This is a genomic window from Pseudomonas sp. W2Oct36, from assembly GCF_041060465.1.
GTDB lineage: Bacteria > Pseudomonadota > Gammaproteobacteria > Pseudomonadales > Pseudomonadaceae > Aquipseudomonas > Aquipseudomonas graminis_B.
Window position 1 is genome coordinate 144293 of the sequence record NZ_JAUERW010000009.1, and the last position, 14550, is coordinate 158842.

The 14550-nt window shown below is 61.8% G+C and carries 12 protein-coding genes; all 12 read right to left on the reverse strand.

The window, feature by feature from the left end; genetic code table 11:
- Positions 1-184 precede the first annotated feature (184 nt).
- Positions 185-1885 carry an urease subunit alpha gene (ureC, locus tag QWI18_RS14400; protein ID WP_065987756.1) on the reverse strand — a complete coding sequence of 567 codons (1701 nt, stop codon included), beginning with the start codon at positions 1883-1885 and terminating at the stop codon, positions 185-187.
- 141 nt (positions 1886-2026) lie between these two features.
- Positions 2027-2332, reverse strand: coding sequence for an urease subunit beta (locus QWI18_RS14405; RefSeq protein WP_192133266.1), 306 nt, complete (start codon positions 2330-2332; stop codon positions 2027-2029).
- Positions 2329-2865, reverse strand: a complete 537-nt coding sequence (locus QWI18_RS14410; protein WP_065987754.1) for a GNAT family N-acetyltransferase — start codon at positions 2863-2865, stop codon at positions 2329-2331. Before QWI18_RS14410 ends, QWI18_RS14405 begins: the two co-directional genes overlap by 4 nt.
- A 26-nt stretch (positions 2866-2891) precedes the next feature.
- Complete coding sequence (locus QWI18_RS14415) at positions 2892-3443, reverse strand: N-acetyltransferase family protein (protein WP_369319112.1); 552 nt, start codon at positions 3441-3443, stop codon at positions 2892-2894.
- A gap of 61 nt (positions 3444-3504) precedes the next feature.
- Positions 3505-3807 carry an urease subunit gamma gene (locus QWI18_RS14420; protein ID WP_065987752.1) on the reverse strand — a complete coding sequence of 101 codons (303 nt, stop codon included), beginning with the start codon at positions 3805-3807 and terminating at the stop codon, positions 3505-3507.
- A gap of 199 nt (positions 3808-4006) precedes the next feature.
- On the reverse strand, positions 4007-4852 hold the full coding sequence (locus tag QWI18_RS14425; protein WP_369319113.1) for an urease accessory protein UreD: 846 nt from the start codon (positions 4850-4852) through the stop codon (positions 4007-4009).
- Positions 4853-4905: 53 nt separating this feature from the next.
- Entirely contained in the window at positions 4906-5604 is a 699-nt protein-coding gene (gene urtE / locus QWI18_RS14430) for an urea ABC transporter ATP-binding subunit UrtE (RefSeq protein WP_296314543.1), read from the reverse strand.
- 102 nt (positions 5605-5706) lie between these two features.
- Complete coding sequence (gene urtD / locus QWI18_RS14435; RefSeq protein WP_369319114.1) at positions 5707-6561, reverse strand: urea ABC transporter ATP-binding protein UrtD; 855 nt, start codon at positions 6559-6561, stop codon at positions 5707-5709.
- A 2-nt stretch (positions 6562-6563) separates the two neighbouring features.
- Positions 6564-7637: an urea ABC transporter permease subunit UrtC gene (urtC, locus tag QWI18_RS14440; RefSeq protein ID WP_369319115.1), complete on the reverse strand. Its 1074-nt coding sequence runs from the start codon at positions 7635-7637 to the stop codon at positions 6564-6566.
- Positions 7637-9226 carry an urea ABC transporter permease subunit UrtB gene (gene urtB / locus QWI18_RS14445; RefSeq protein WP_369319116.1) on the reverse strand — a complete coding sequence of 530 codons (1590 nt, stop codon included), beginning with the start codon at positions 9224-9226 and terminating at the stop codon, positions 7637-7639. The genes urtC and urtB overlap by 1 nt, the downstream gene beginning before the upstream one ends.
- A 184-nt stretch (positions 9227-9410) precedes the next feature.
- Positions 9411-10676, reverse strand: a complete 1266-nt coding sequence (gene urtA / locus QWI18_RS14450; protein WP_369319117.1) for an urea ABC transporter substrate-binding protein — start codon at positions 10674-10676, stop codon at positions 9411-9413.
- Between the two features lie 250 nt (positions 10677-10926).
- The gene (locus QWI18_RS14455; RefSeq protein ID WP_369319118.1) at positions 10927-14391 is read right to left on the reverse strand and encodes a DUF6543 domain-containing protein; all 3465 of its coding nucleotides are present in this window, start codon (positions 14389-14391) and stop codon (positions 10927-10929) included.
- Between the last annotated feature and the right edge of the window lie 159 nt (positions 14392-14550).

Consider the following 14550-nt stretch of genomic DNA (forward strand, 5'->3'; position numbering starts at 1 on the left):
CAGGAAGCATCACGCATTTGCACGCTTTCATTGTAGGAGCGTGGCTTGTCCCGCGATCGGCGACAAAGTCGTCGTGAAAAGCGGCGATCACGGAATAGCTTGATCTTCGCATTCATGGATTTCACTGGCGCTGCGCACCAGATCGCGGGACAAGCCACGCTCCTACAAAAAAGGACTAATACCCTTAGAACAGAAAATACCGCTGCGCCATCGGCAGCACGTCCGCCGGCTCGCACCACAACAGCACGCCGTCGGCCTTGACCTGGTAGGTCTGCGGGTCGACGTCGATGTTTGGCAGGTAGTCGTTGTGGATGAGGTCCGCCTTCGTGACGCTGCGGCAGCCTTTGACCACGCCGATCTGTTTCTTCAGGCCCAGCTGCTCCGGGACCCCGGCGTCAAAGGCCGCCTGGCTGATGAACGTCAGGCTGCTGGCGTGCAACGAGCTGCCGTAGCTGGCAAACATCGGGCGGTAGTGAACCGGTTGCGGGGTCGGGATCGAGGCGTTGGCGTCGCCCATCAGGCTGGCGGCAATCGAGCCGCCCTTGAGGATCAGCGTCGGTTTCACCCCGAAGAAGGCCGGCCGCCAGAGCACCAGGTCCGCCCATTTACCTACTTCAATGGAGCCCACTTCATGGCTGATGCCGTGGGTGATGGCCGGATTGATGGTGTATTTGGCGATGTAGCGTTTGGCCCGGAAGTTATCGTTGCCTTCGCCGTCCCCCGGCAGCGGGCCGCGCTGGCGTTTCATTTTATCGGCGGTCTGCCAGGTGCGCATGATCACTTCGCCCACGCGGCCCATGGCCTGGCTGTCGGAGCTGAGCATCGAGAACGCGCCCAGATCGTGAAGGATGTCCTCGGCGGCAATGGTTTCGCGGCGGATGCGGCTCTCGGCGAACGCGACGTCTTCGGCGATGCTCGGGTCCAGGTGATGGCAGACCATCAGCATGTCCAGGTGCTCGTCGATGGTGTTGCGGGTGAACGGCCGGGTCGGGTTGGTCGAGCTCGGCAGCACGTTAGGGAAGCCGCAGGCCTTGATGATGTCCGGAGCATGACCGCCGCCGGCGCCTTCGGTGTGGTAGGTGTGAATGGTGCGGTTCTTGAACGCCCCCAGAGTGGTTTCGACGAAGCCGGACTCGTTTAGCGTGTCGGTGTGGATAGCCACCTGCACGTCGTACTGATCGGCGACGCTCAGGCAGTTATCGATGGCCGCAGGCGTGGTGCCCCAGTCTTCGTGCAGCTTGAGACCGATGGCGCCGGCCTTGACCTGTTCGATCAGCGGCTCGGGCAGGCTGACGTTGCCCTTGCCGGTAAAGCCGATGTTCATGGGGAACGCTTCGGCAGCCTGCAACATGCGCATCATGTGCCACTTGCCGGGCGTGACCGTGGTTGCGTTGGTGCCCGTCGCCGGGCCGGTGCCGCCGCCGATCATGGTGGTGACGCCGCTCATCAGCGCTTCTTCGATCTGCTGCGGGCAGATGAAGTGGATGTGCGTGTCGACGCCACCGGCGGTGAGGATCATGCCTTCGCCAGCGATAACTTCGGTGGCGGCGCCGATGGCGATGGTCACCCCGGGCTGAATGTCCGGGTTGCCGGCCTTGCCGATGGCTGCGATGCGCCCGCCCTTGAGGCCGACATCGGCTTTGACGATGCCCCAGTGATCGACGATCAGCGCGTTGGTGATCAGCGTGTCGACGACTTCGGCAGCCACGCCCTGGCCCTGGCCCATGCCGTCACGAATGACCTTGCCGCCGCCGAACTTCACTTCCTCGCCATAGACGGTGAAATCCTGCTCGACCTCGATCCACAGCTCGGTGTCGGCCAGACGCACACGGTCGCCGACAGTGGGGCCGAACATGTCGGCGTAGGCTTGTCGGCTGATCTTCATACTTCGTTCCTCGAATCAAAGCGGCAAGCCTCAAGCGGCAAGCGGCAAGTAAAAGCGAATGTTGTGTACGCCGCGGACTGCTGTGCTTGGCGCTTGTGGCTTGGCGCTTGCAGCTTGACCTGGCTGGAAAGTGAACGCGTTTTACAGTTCACCCATAACTCTTCCCGCAAACCCGAAAACCCGCCTCAACCCGGCCAGGTCCACCAGTTCCACTTCCCGCGCCTGTCCCGGCTCGAAGCGCACGGCGGTGCCGGCGGGGATGTTCAGGCGCATGCCCCGGCTGGCGGCGCGGTCGAAGGTCAGGGCGTCGTTGGTTTCGAAAAAATGAAAGTGCGAGCCGACCTGAATAGGCCGGTCTCCGCTGTTGGCGACGCTAAGGATGATGGTCCGGCGACCGGCGTTGAGCTCGATGTCGCCGGGCTGGATCTGGTATTCACCAGGAATCATGCGCTCTTCCTCGACAGTAACTTGTAGTAAATGGCCGTGGCCTTGTATTCGCCGTCGGGGTTGCAGGCGTAGTCCGGCAGCAGGCCAGACAGCTCATACCCCGACGCGCGATAGAAATCTTCGGCATCGGAACCGGCCAGTGTGTCCAGAAACAAAAGCCCGCGCTGGTGCTGCTGCGCTGCCTGTTCCACGGCGGTCATCAACTGCGTCGCCAGCCCGCGCCGGCGTGCCTGACTGAGCACCAGCAATTTCTGTACCTCGGCGCGGTTCAGGCCATTGGCCTTCTGGCACAGCGCCAGTTGCACCGTCGCCAGCACCTGGTCTTCCTCTGCCACCACCCAGAGCAGCAGGTCGCCCTGCTCAACCTCGGCCTTGACCCCGTCCCACCACGTGGCCGCCTCTTCAGCGCCGAGATCGGCCATGAAGCCGACCGAGGCCCCGTGGCGGACGGCGTCCAGCAACAGCGCCACCAGGCCTGAGCGGTAATGCGCGAAGCTTTCTGACGTGACACGGCGTAAATGGGCGGCATTCATGGGCGAAATCCTTTCAGGATGAACATTCAGGCGACAGGCGTGATGCCGGGCGCTTGCGAAGGTGGGGCAGAGGCGCCGGGCGACAGGTCCAGCTGCATGAAGGTCAGGTCCAGCCAGCGACCGAACTTGTTCCCCACCTGGGGCATTTGCCCGGTGGTGATAAAACCCTCGCGCCCATGCAGGTGAATCGACGCCGCATTACCGCTTTCGATGGCCGCGACCATCATGTGCTTGTCGCAGGCGCGGGCGCGCTCGATCAGCGCTTTCATCAGCAGCGGACCCAGGCCGTTGCCCCGTTGATCGGCACGCACGTAAACCGAGTGCTCGACGGTGTGACGAAACCCCTCGAACGGTCGCCAGTCGCCGAACGACGAATAGCCCAGCACCTGATCCTCGTCGTCTACGGCGACCAGAATCGGGTACGCCTGTGCCTGGCGCGCAGCAAACCAGGTTTCGCGGTTGGCAAGGTCCACCGGCTGCTCGTTCCAGATCGCCGTGGTGTTGAGCACGGCGTCGTTGTAGATCGCCAGCACGGCCGGCATGTCAGTCAGCAAAGCGTCACGGATCGAATAGGTCATGTTCGTTTCCACGGGTTCCTGTGTGGCTGTTTCAACGGGCTTCTCAGGTTCAATGGGCCGTTCAGGCAATCGGCTGATGCACGGTGACCAGCTTGGTGCCATCCGGGAAGGTCGCCTCGACCTGGATCTCCGGGATCATTTCCGGGATGCCTTCCATCACCTGGTCACGGGTCAGCAGGGTGGTGCCGTAGTGCATCAGGTCGGCGACGGTCTGGCCGTCACGCGCACCTTCCAGCAGGGCGGCGGAGATGAAGGCCATCGCTTCCGGGTAATTAAGCTTCACACCGCGTGCCAGCCGTCGCTCGGCGACCAGGCCTGCGGTGAAGATCAGCATCTTGTCTTTTTCGCGTGGGGTCAGATCCATGGGTTTTGTCCGTCTTAAATAGCTGAATAAGTCAGCGCTGCAATGTACTTGTAGGAGTGAGCTTGCTCGCGATTGCGGTGTGTCAGAGGCATATTCCTATCTGACGGATCGCTATCGTCCGGATGCGGCCCAGACCAAGCTCACTCCTACAGGATGTCTATGCGTGTTCCCGAGGGAGCGGATCGGGGAACGCGCTCCATCAAGTACTCCAGATCCTCGGCGCCATCGCCTCCCGGCCCAACAGGGCAGGGCGCAGCAGCCTCCATAATTCAATCAGCCAGGCCCGCGCGTGCAGGGCTTCGTCTGCCAGGCAGCGGGCGATGATCAACCCTGGCAACTGGCTGAGGTCGCCGCGCACGGCTGAATGCGCGGCCAACTCGCGGCAGCGCTCCATCAAATCAGCATCGATTTCCCCGGTTACGATCAGCGTCGCAAACACCGGTTTACCGCACAGGCCAATAGGCGAATCCAGCAAGCCGTCATTGCCGACGATGCGCTGGCGCTCGTGCCACAACAGCTTGCCGTCACGCCGGATATCCAGATGCGCCTGAAAGTGGCCCTGATCGAAACGCTCGCCACTGGCCGGCCGGCCCAGCGCAACCACGTCCCAATAGAACAGCCGGGCGTCGCCTTCCAGATCAATCCGCGTGGTCAGTTCAGCCTTGGCTTCGCTGAAGACGATGGATTCCTGCGGCAGCCATTCCAGCGTGCCGCCTGCAGCGACGTTTATGTCCAGTTGCTGATAGGCCGGGCCCACCGCGCGGTACCACTTCGCTGCGCCGGGGCTGGTCAATTGCGCCCAGGCGTTGGCGCCGACGCTGGCGCTGATGTCCAGCCGATCGCCGCCGGCAATGCCGCCCGGCGGGTGAACGATGATGTGTTGGCAGACCTGCGGCCCTTCGGCGTACAGATGCTTTTGCACCCGCAACGGACCTTTGTGGCGTCGTTGCGTCGGGCGCGTGCTGTCGCCGAAACGCCCATACGCCAACTCCAGCTCGGCATGCCAGCTGGGGGTGAACAGGGCGGTGTGGGCAGGAAGATTCATAAGTCGATTATCGTGTTATCCAAGGACCGTACCTTAGCTGATCGGCGCATTAATTAAATGGTGACCAGACCCCGAACGCCTTCGGCCTCCATGTTATCGCCGCGCCCTTGCTGGACGATCTCGCCGCGGGACATGACGATGTACTGATCCGCCAGCTCGGCGGCAAAGTCGTAGAACTGCTCGACCAGCAGGATCGCCATGTCACCGCGGGCGGCGAGCTTTTTGATCACCGCGCCGATCTCCTTGATCACCGAGGGCTGAATGCCTTCGGTGGGCTCGTCGAGAATCAGCAGGCGAGGGCGACTGGCGAGGGCGCGACCGATCGCCAGTTGCTGTTGTTGACCGCCGGACAGGTCGCCACCGCGCCGGTGCTTCATCTGCAGCAACACCGGGAACAGCTCGTAGATGAACGCCGGGACTTCCTTCGCCTCCGATCCCGGAAAGCGTGACAGGCCCATCAGCAGGTTTTCCTCAACGGTCAGCCGCCCGAAAATCTCCCGGCCCTGGGGCACGTAGGCGATGCCGGAATGCACGCGCTGGTGGGGCTTGAAACCGGTGATCGTCTTGCCTTCCCACTGCACCACGCCTTCTTTGGCGGGCAGCAGCCCCATCAGCACTTTCAACAGCGTGGTCTTGCCCACACCGTTGCGACCGAGCAGGCACGTGACCTCGCCGATTTTTACGTCAAACGACAGGCCCCGGAGGATGTGGCTGCCGCCGTAGAATTGATGCAGCTGAGTGACGGTTAACAATTTGATTTCCTCGGATTCATCAGCTGCAAGCTGCAAGAAAAAGCGGGTCATGCGTTTGGCTTCAGCTCGCCGCTTGCAGCTAAAAGCTTGCCGCTGGGCGGTTTACCGCCCCAAATACACTTCGATAACTCTTTCATCCGCCTGCACGTCTTCCAGCGATCCTTCCGCCAGCACGCTGCCCTGGTGCAGGACGGTGACGTGGTCGGCGATGCTGCCGACGAAGCCCATGTCGTGCTCGACCACCATCAGCGAGTGCTTGCCGGCCAGGCTTTTGAACAGCTCGGCGGTGAATTCGGTTTCGGCGTCGGTCATGCCGGCGACAGGCTCGTCGAGCAGCAGCAGTTGCGGGTCCTGGACCAGCAACATGCCGATCTCCAGAAACTGCTTCTGACCGTGGGACAGCAGCCCGGCGGGGCGCGACATCGACGCGCTCAGGCGAATGGTCTCCAGCACCTCGTCGATGCGGTCGCGCTGTTCGCCATTGAGCTTTGCCCGCAGGCTGGCCCACACCGATTTGTCGGTCTTCTGCGCCAACTCCAGGTTTTCGAACACGCTCAGCGCTTCAAACACCGTGGGCTTCTGAAACTTGCGGCCGATCCCTGACTGGGCGATCTGCACTTCGCTCATCTTGGTCAGGTCCAGGGTTTCGCCGAACCAGGCCTTGCCGTGACTGGGGCGGGTCTTGCCGGTGATGACGTCCATCAGCGTGGTCTTGCCCGCGCCGTTGGGGCCGATGATGCAACGCAGCTCGCCGACGCGGATGTACAGATTCAGATCATTGAGGGCCTTGAAGCCGTCGAAGCTGACGCTGATGTCTTCCAGCGTCAGGATCGTGCCGTGCAAGGTATTCAGCCCTTTGCCGGCAGCCTGGCCGAGACCGATGGCGTCGCGGCTGGTACCGGCGTCGCTGTTTGGATCAAGCACTGGGTCGAATGCGGGCGTGGGAGTCACTTTCATTGCTAGCCCCTTTTCTTGATCAGGCCGATCACGCCTTTGGGCAGGTACAGCGTCACCACGATGAACAGCGCGCCGAGGAAGAACAGCCAGTATTCAGGGAAGGCCACGGTGAACCAACTCTTCATGCCATTGACCAGACCGGCGCCGAGCAGTGGGCCGATCAGCGTGCCGCGACCGCCCAGGGCGACCCAGACGGCCGCTTCAATGGAGTTGGTCGGCGACATTTCGCTCGGGTTGATGATGCCCACCTGCGGCACGTACAACGCCCCGGCCAGGCCGCACAGCACGGCGCTCAACACCCAGACAAACAGCTTGAAACCGCGCGGATCGTAGCCGCAGAACATCAAACGGTTCTCCGCATCGCGCACGGCGGTCAAGACACGACCGAACTTGCTGCGCGCCAGACGCCAGCCGACAAACAGGCTGCCCGCCAGCAGCGCCACCGTCAGCAGAAACAACACCGCGCGAGTGCCCTGGGAGGTGATGCTGAACCCCAGAATGCTGCGGAAGTTGGTGAAACCGTTGTTGCCGCCAAAGCCGGTTTCGTTGCGGAAGAACAGCAGCATCCCGGCGAAGGTCAGGGCCTGGGTCATGATCGAGAAGTACACGCCCTTGATCCGCGAGCGGAAGGCGAAGAAGCCGAACACCAGCGCCAGCAACCCCGGTGCCAGGACCACCAGGCACATGGCCCAGAGGAAATGCTGCGTGCCGACCCAGTACCACGGCAGTTCGGTCCACGACAAAAAGGTCATGAACGCCGGCAGACCGTCGCCCGACGCCTCGCGCATCAGGTACATGCCCATCGCGTAACCGCCCAGGGCGAAGAACAGCCCATGGCCCAGGGACAACAGGCCCGCGTAACCCCAGACCAGATCCAGTGCCAGCGCAACGATCGCGTAGCAGAGGATTTTGCCCACCAGCGTCAGGGTGTAGGCCGAGACTTGCAGGCTGTTGCTCTCGGGTAGCAGGGACAGCAACGGCAGGGCGATCAGCAAGGCAAGAATCACCACGCCGACCGCGACCGTGACTTGGGTGCCGGCGCGTTGCGCGGCAGTGACCATCAATGGCTGATTCATCAGTCGATCACCCGTCCTTTGAGTGCGAAGAGGCCTTGCGGACGTTTCTGAATGAACAGAATGATCAGCGCCAGGATCAGGATCTTGCCCAGTACCGCGCCGATCTGCGGTTCGAGAATCTTGTTGGCGATGCCCAGCCCGAAGGCCGCCGTGACGCTGCCGGCCAGTTGACCGACGCCGCCGAGCACGACCACGAGGAAGGAGTCGATGATGTAGCTCTGGCCCAGGTCAGGACCGACGTTGCCAATTTGGCTGAGTGCCACGCCGCCCAGGCCGGCAATGCCGGAGCCGAGCCCGAAGGCCATCATGTCGATGCGCCCGGTGGGCACGCCGCAGCAGGCGGCCATGTTGCGGTTCTGGGTGACGGCACGCACGTTCAGGCCCAGGCGGGTTTTGTTCAGCAGCAGCCAGGTCAGCACGACGACAAACAGCGCGAAGGCGATGATGACGATGCGGTTCCAGGGCAGCACGAGATTGGGCAGCACCTGAATGCCGCCCGACAGCCATTCCGGGTTCGCCACTTCGACGTTCTGCGCGCCGAACACCACGCGAATCAGTTGGATCAGTATCAGGCTGATGCCCCAGGTCGCCAGCAGTGTTTCCAGCGGGCGACCGTACAAGTGGCGAATGACCGTACGTTCCAGCGCCATGCCGATGCACGCGGTGACGAAAAACGCGATCGGCAGCGCCACCAGCGGATAAAACTCAAGGGCGCCGGGGGCGTAGCGCTGAAACATCATCTGCACGACGTAGGTGGCGTAGGCGCCGAGCATCAGCATCTCGCCGTGGGCCATGTTGATCACGCCGAGCAGGCCGAAGGTGATCGCCAGCCCCAGCGCCGCCAGCAGCAGAATCGACCCCAGCGACAGGCCGGCGAAGGCTTGCCCGAGGATCTCGCCGATCATCAATTTGCGTTTGACCTGAGCCAGGCTTGTCTCCGCCGCCAGACGCACGGTGGGGTCGGTTTCAACGTTGGGTTCGAGCAGGGTTTCCAGCCGGGTGCGGGCCAGCGGGTCACCGGTCTCACCGAGCAGGCGCACCGCGGCGAGCCGCACGGTAGGGCTCACGTCCACCAGCTGCAGGTTGGCCAGCGCCAGATTAAGGGCCGAATGGACGCTGTCGTCCTGTTCGCTCGCCACTTGTTGCACCAGCAGGGGCAATTGCGCCGGGCGCCCGCTTTTCTGCAGGATTTGCGCGGCGGCCAGGCGAACCTTGGGGTCGGCAGCGAGCAATTGATGGCTGGCCAGCGCGGTGTTGATCAGGCCGCGAAGGCGGTTGTTCAAGCTGATGGCCTGTGGCGTGTCGGGGTTTGGCGCATCGGCCAGCGCGGGAGCGGCAGGGTCGACGGCGATGAAGCTGTCGCCGTTCTGGATGAACGCCCGGTTGCTGCTGTCGGCGGCGACGCGGCCGTCCTGCAGGGCAACCAGCAACTCGACGCGCGCCGGATCAGGCCTGGCGGCCCAGGTTTCCAGCAGTTGGGCGCGCTCGGAGGATTGAGCCGCGACAAAGTCGCCGGCATCACTGGCATGGGCGGCGAAAGGCAGCCACAGGCACAGCGCGAGAATGAGGTGGTGGAAGTATCTGGGCATATCGAGTCCTGGGAGCACCCGCATGACGCAATGTCAGACGAGGAACTGTAGGAGTGAGCTTGCTCGCGATGGCGGTATACCAGCCGACATCATCGTCACAGGCAGATCGCGATCGCGAGCAAGCTCACTCCTACAGGGATAGGTTCAGCCGGAACATTTCAGCCGGCCGTTTACCCTGTGTTCCTTAGTTGCTCTTCACTGCGTAGTCAGGCTTTTTGTCGTTGCCCGGAATGAACGGACTCCAAGGCTGGGCGCGAATCGGCTCTTTGGTCTGCCACACCACGTTGAACTGACCGTCAGCCTTGATCTCGCCGATCATCACCGGTTTGTGCAAGTGGTGGTTGGTCTTGTCCATCGTCAGGGTGAAGCCCGACGGCGCGGCGAAGGTCTGTCCGGCCATGGCTTCGCGGACTTTATCCACGTCGGTGGATTTGGCTTTCTCGACCGCTTGCGCCCACATGTGGATACCCACGTACGTGGCCTCCATCGGGTCGTTGGTCACGGCCTTGTCGGCGTTCGGCAGGTTGTGCGCCTTGGCGTAGGCCTTCCAGTCGGCGACGAACTTGGTGTTGACCGGGTTCTTCACCGATTCGAAGTAGTTCCACGCCGCCAGGTTGCCCACCAAGGGTTTGGTGTCGACGCCGCGCAGTTCTTCTTCGCCGACCGAGAACGCCACCACGGGTACGTCGGTGGCTTTCAGGCCCTGATTGCCCAGCTCTTTGTAGAACGGCACGTTGGAGTCGCCGTTGACCGTGGAAATCACTGCCGTCTTGCCGCCCGCTGCGAACTTCTTGATGTTCGACACGATGGTCTGGTAATCACTGTGCCCGAACGGGGTGTAGACCTCTTCGATGTCCTTGTCCGCCACACCTTTGGAGTGCAGGAACGAGCGCAGAATCTTGTTCGTGGTGCGCGGGTAGACGTAATCGGTGCCCAGCAGGAAGAAGCGCTTGGCCCCGCCGCCGTCTTCGCTCATCAGGTATTCAACCGCCGGAATCGCCTGCTGATTAGGCGCGGCGCCGGTGTAGAACACGTTCGGCGACATCTCTTCACCTTCGTACTGCACCGGGTAAAACAGCAAGCCGTTCAACTCTTCGAAGACCGGCAGCACCGACTTGCGCGACACCGAAGTCCAGCAGCCAAACACCACGGCGACCTTGTCCTGAGTCAACAGCTGGCGGCCCTTCTCGGCAAACAACGGCCAGTTCGACGCCGGGTCGACTACCACAGGCTCAAGCATCTTGCCGTCGACGCCGCCCTTGGCGTTGATTTCATCAATGGTCATCAGCGCCATGTCCTTGAGCGAGGTCTCGGAGATGGCCATGGTGCCGGACAAAGAATGCAGAATGCCGACCTTGATGGTCTCGGCCGCCTGAGCGGTCCAGGTCAAACCCATCGCTGCGATCGATGCAGACAAAGTGAACGCTTTCAGCAAACTACGACGCTTCATTGGCTAGCTCCATTCTCTGATTTTTTTAGATGACGGCTGTTGGCGGTGCACAGTTGAGTCTGCTTAGGCTTTAGCAAACGCTGGGCCAAGGCTGCGCGCGTCGCAAAATGGAATCAAAACGTCGCGTGAACCCGGCGCCGCGCACCAATGTGGATCGATGCGGGGCGGGTGGTGCGTCATGCGCGCTCAACTGGTGCGAGCCTGTCGGGCATTACCGGGGAGGCTGGGATTAGCCGATTGGCCCGTGGTGCTACCTCACGAAAAGCTCACGCTCCCCCGTAAACAGATCAAAGGTTTCGTAGGCGATGTTGTCCGGCGCGGTGAAATAGGCAAACGCCTGTCCGTTCACTTCCTCAAACGCCCTGAGTTGCAGACGGGTGCCGGGCGGGATAGCGACATGGTCGGCAAGAAAATCCGAGAACATGTTCTTCTTCGGTACCGACGGCGCAAAGATCAGAAACACCGGGTGCGTATTACTTGATGCCTGGTCCGTCACGAACCTGTCCAGGCTCCAGCGCACGGCATTCCCTCGGCTGATCGACGCCGATTGCACCCCCGAGTCCACAAACACCGCGCCGAGCTCACGTCGCAGTTGCTGCAGACCCTCGTTCGTAACGCGCGCTGCACGGAACGCATCGCCTTTCCATGACCGCAAGCGGTAGAACTGGTTGAGAAACGCTTGGGTCCGGGGCGTCCGCGCTCCGCTTCTCAGGAGTTGATTGATCTCTGCGGAACCGCCTTCGATGTAGTCGAGCAGTTCGGGGTACAGCTCCGCTCTCGCGCGTTCGGCCAGGGCCAGGAACCGGGGTTCATCGAGGGACGGTTCAGCGATGCTAATGCCTTCAGACGGGAACGGCCATCCGGTGAGCAGCAGGCTTAGGTCATGCCGGGCCTGTCGACTCGCGCTCGGTGCCAGGCGCACCACCGGCTGCGAGACCTTGCGCCAGCCCCCGGTCCTTGTCCGCACAACGTATTCGTCCTCATGGATCAGCAGCGCGGGGTCTCGGTAATAGGTGCGGTACAGGCGGCACCGCCCGAACAGGTTGAACCGTCGAGCCACGTAGGCCTTTTCGGAATCGAGGGTGATCTCGGTGAATTTTTTCGGATCAAGCCGCGTGATCATGCCCGACTCGGTAAAGTAGGGCGCTCCAGCGGGTGACAGCAGATAGCCGATCTGCACCTGTCCATGGCGTCCGATGCGGCGGACCAGGTGCGGGCGTTTTATTGCCGCCAGTTGACGGCCCTTGAAGGCTGCGCCACCTGCTCGTGAGACACCGGCAGTCAGCAGATAACCGGCCGCGTCCATAAACTCCTGTGCAGCACCGTCCCAGTCGTTTTCATCGACTTTCTGAAAGCCGCTCCAGGCGTTGGCCAGGCCCATTCCAAGCGCGAGGGGGATCATGACCGGCGGGGGCAACAGCAGCAGCGCCACGCTCACGACCATGTCGAAGGTTTGCCACCGGGACTCGCCGGTGTCGGGCTGGATCAGCAGCGATTTCGCCTCCTCTTTCAACTGGCGGATCCTGACCCCGAAATAGTCGTCGAACAGATCGCCGGTCTGCGTCACAAACACCACTGGATGCGTAAAGTGGGACGGGATGGGAACCGGATTCGGCAGCGACGCCAGTACATCCGGGAGACGCCAGTGCTTGAGCGACTCCTCGTAATCAAGCATCAGTCGAGCCTGCCCCCTATCGGCCAGCGGCAGCAGCCTCGCCATGTAGGATTTGTACGTGTCGCGTTCCAGAAACGCCTGCGTGAGGTGGAACATGCTGTCGAATGCGCGGAACACTACGTTATCCGGGGCGTTGAGCGTGCAAAGGACAAGAGGCCCCTTGCTGAATTTGCCGACCGGGGCAATCAACATGACGTCCGGGATCATGACCCCGCTGATGTGCAGCATTCGTACCTCGATACTGAACTCGTCCACCTCTGTACGCTGCTGCGAATCCGGGCCGTCCAGTACCGCTTTGATCCAGCGCAGACGGTTTTCGGGAAATCCGTTGAGCTGACTCTCCGCATACGCCATGCCCAGTCTCGCCAGCAGCAACTCGCGGTGGTGGTGCTTCAGCTGGGCAGCGTACTCGGAGTGATCAAGGTGCTCGGCAAGGTAGTCGTCCAGCCGCTTTGGAATCTGGATTCGCGCCAGCAGCTCTTTCACGAAAACGCCGGAAAGCCCCGGTATCGCTGCACCGTGTTCGTCTGCAGCCCGTATATCGCTGGCGTACTGGATGGTCGTCCGTAGGGCGTCTTTGTGGGCCACTGCGTGCAACGAGTGGGTCTGCGACCGGGTTGTCGTTTCTGTCGGGGTAAGAGGGTAAAACAGGGACGCGTTGAGATGCGGGAACGTCGCAATGACCTGAATCTGTCGAGGCGCCAGTTGAATGTTTTTCTCTGCCAGTGCGGCGGTGACCGTGGCATCGACGTAGGCCGTCAGGACGTGGGCGCCGTCAGCTTGCGGCGTGTTGAAGTGCTCCAGACTGATGCGGCGGATGGCCCGGATAGACTGCGCGTAAGCCGTGGCATCGCGGGTCCATTCGGCCCGCTGTTCTTCACTCATTTTGTCCCACCAGTCAGGCATCTGCTCGCGGACCACATCGCAATCCAGCTGCCGCTCGATGCGGTGGTTGTCGAACAGCTGATCCGAGGCCATCAACTCGAGAATGAGGCGCTGAAACGACGGCTGATTGAGGTTCAGGGATTGAGCGATGTTCACTGCGTGGTCGAAGTCAGCCTTCTGTTTGATGATCTGCGACGTCAGCAGCAGGCTCATGAAATTATTGCCCAGCTTCTGCAGGCCCCAGCGTACAGGGGGCTGCTCAACGTCAGCGTTGGGCAGCGCCATTGTGATGACATCGTTGAGCCTGAGATGGCCCAGTAACTGGCGGCGTTGCGTCTCGTCGGCAAGGCGGCGGGTGAGGGTGGCGGTGAGCTGATTCACTGAATCGAATCGTTCCAGACTGCTGGCAGGGGTGTAAAGGACGACCTCTCCGACTGACTCGTCGTCGGTAGCCGGAACCTGATCGCTGCGTTGCTCGGTGATCACAAACGCCCCGGTCAGGGGAAACAGTGCGGTGGAGTGTGTTCTCAGCCACAGGTTGAACACGTCGTGTTTCTGCAGCGGGTCTGCCGAGGTGTCCATGCCGTAATCCAGCGTGGCATCGAGCATGCTGTACAGATGCGGCCGAAATTCACCTTTTGCGACCCGCATCTGGCCCTCCAGCCTGAGCAATTTGACCCGGTCGGCGAGGAAGTCCTCACGCCGCGTTTTGCCGGAGGGCTGAACCTCTGCCCAATGATCCGAGAGTGTCTGTTTGTAGCGGTCGGGCAGGGCCTGCGCGACGGCTGCATACAGAGCGATCAGTGCGTCGCGGTCCAGCCCGCCGATGGAGGGCGTGTCAGACAAAGGAAACTCGGTGGCGTAGAGCCCGGCAGACTCGACGTTCTGCCACTGAAAAAGCCCGGTGAAATGGGCTGTCAGGCTGGCAATCAGCGGGTAGCTGCTGGTGACTTCGGTTGCGCCGGGTTCGATGCTTCGCTCCTGGCAGACCAGCCGGGCACGGGCGTAATCGAACGCCAGCCCGCGATGGCTCAGGCGAAGGCAGTCAGTGAGCGTCTGTTCAAGGGCCTGGGTGAAATCGGGGAGTGTGTAAATCGTCAAGGCAGAGCTGTCGACGTCGAGCATGGATGGAGCGGTAACGTTCGTGGAATTCATGGCGCCTGTTCGTATGCATGAGGGATGACTCGCAGAACCGACGGGTTCGGCGACTCGTTTCATGGAGTCAGGGCGTGAGGCGTACGTCTGTAGGCGGAACCAGGTCTGGAGGTAAAGGAAAAGCGACCAGACGGGTAGGAGTTTTCGCGGAGGAGGTGG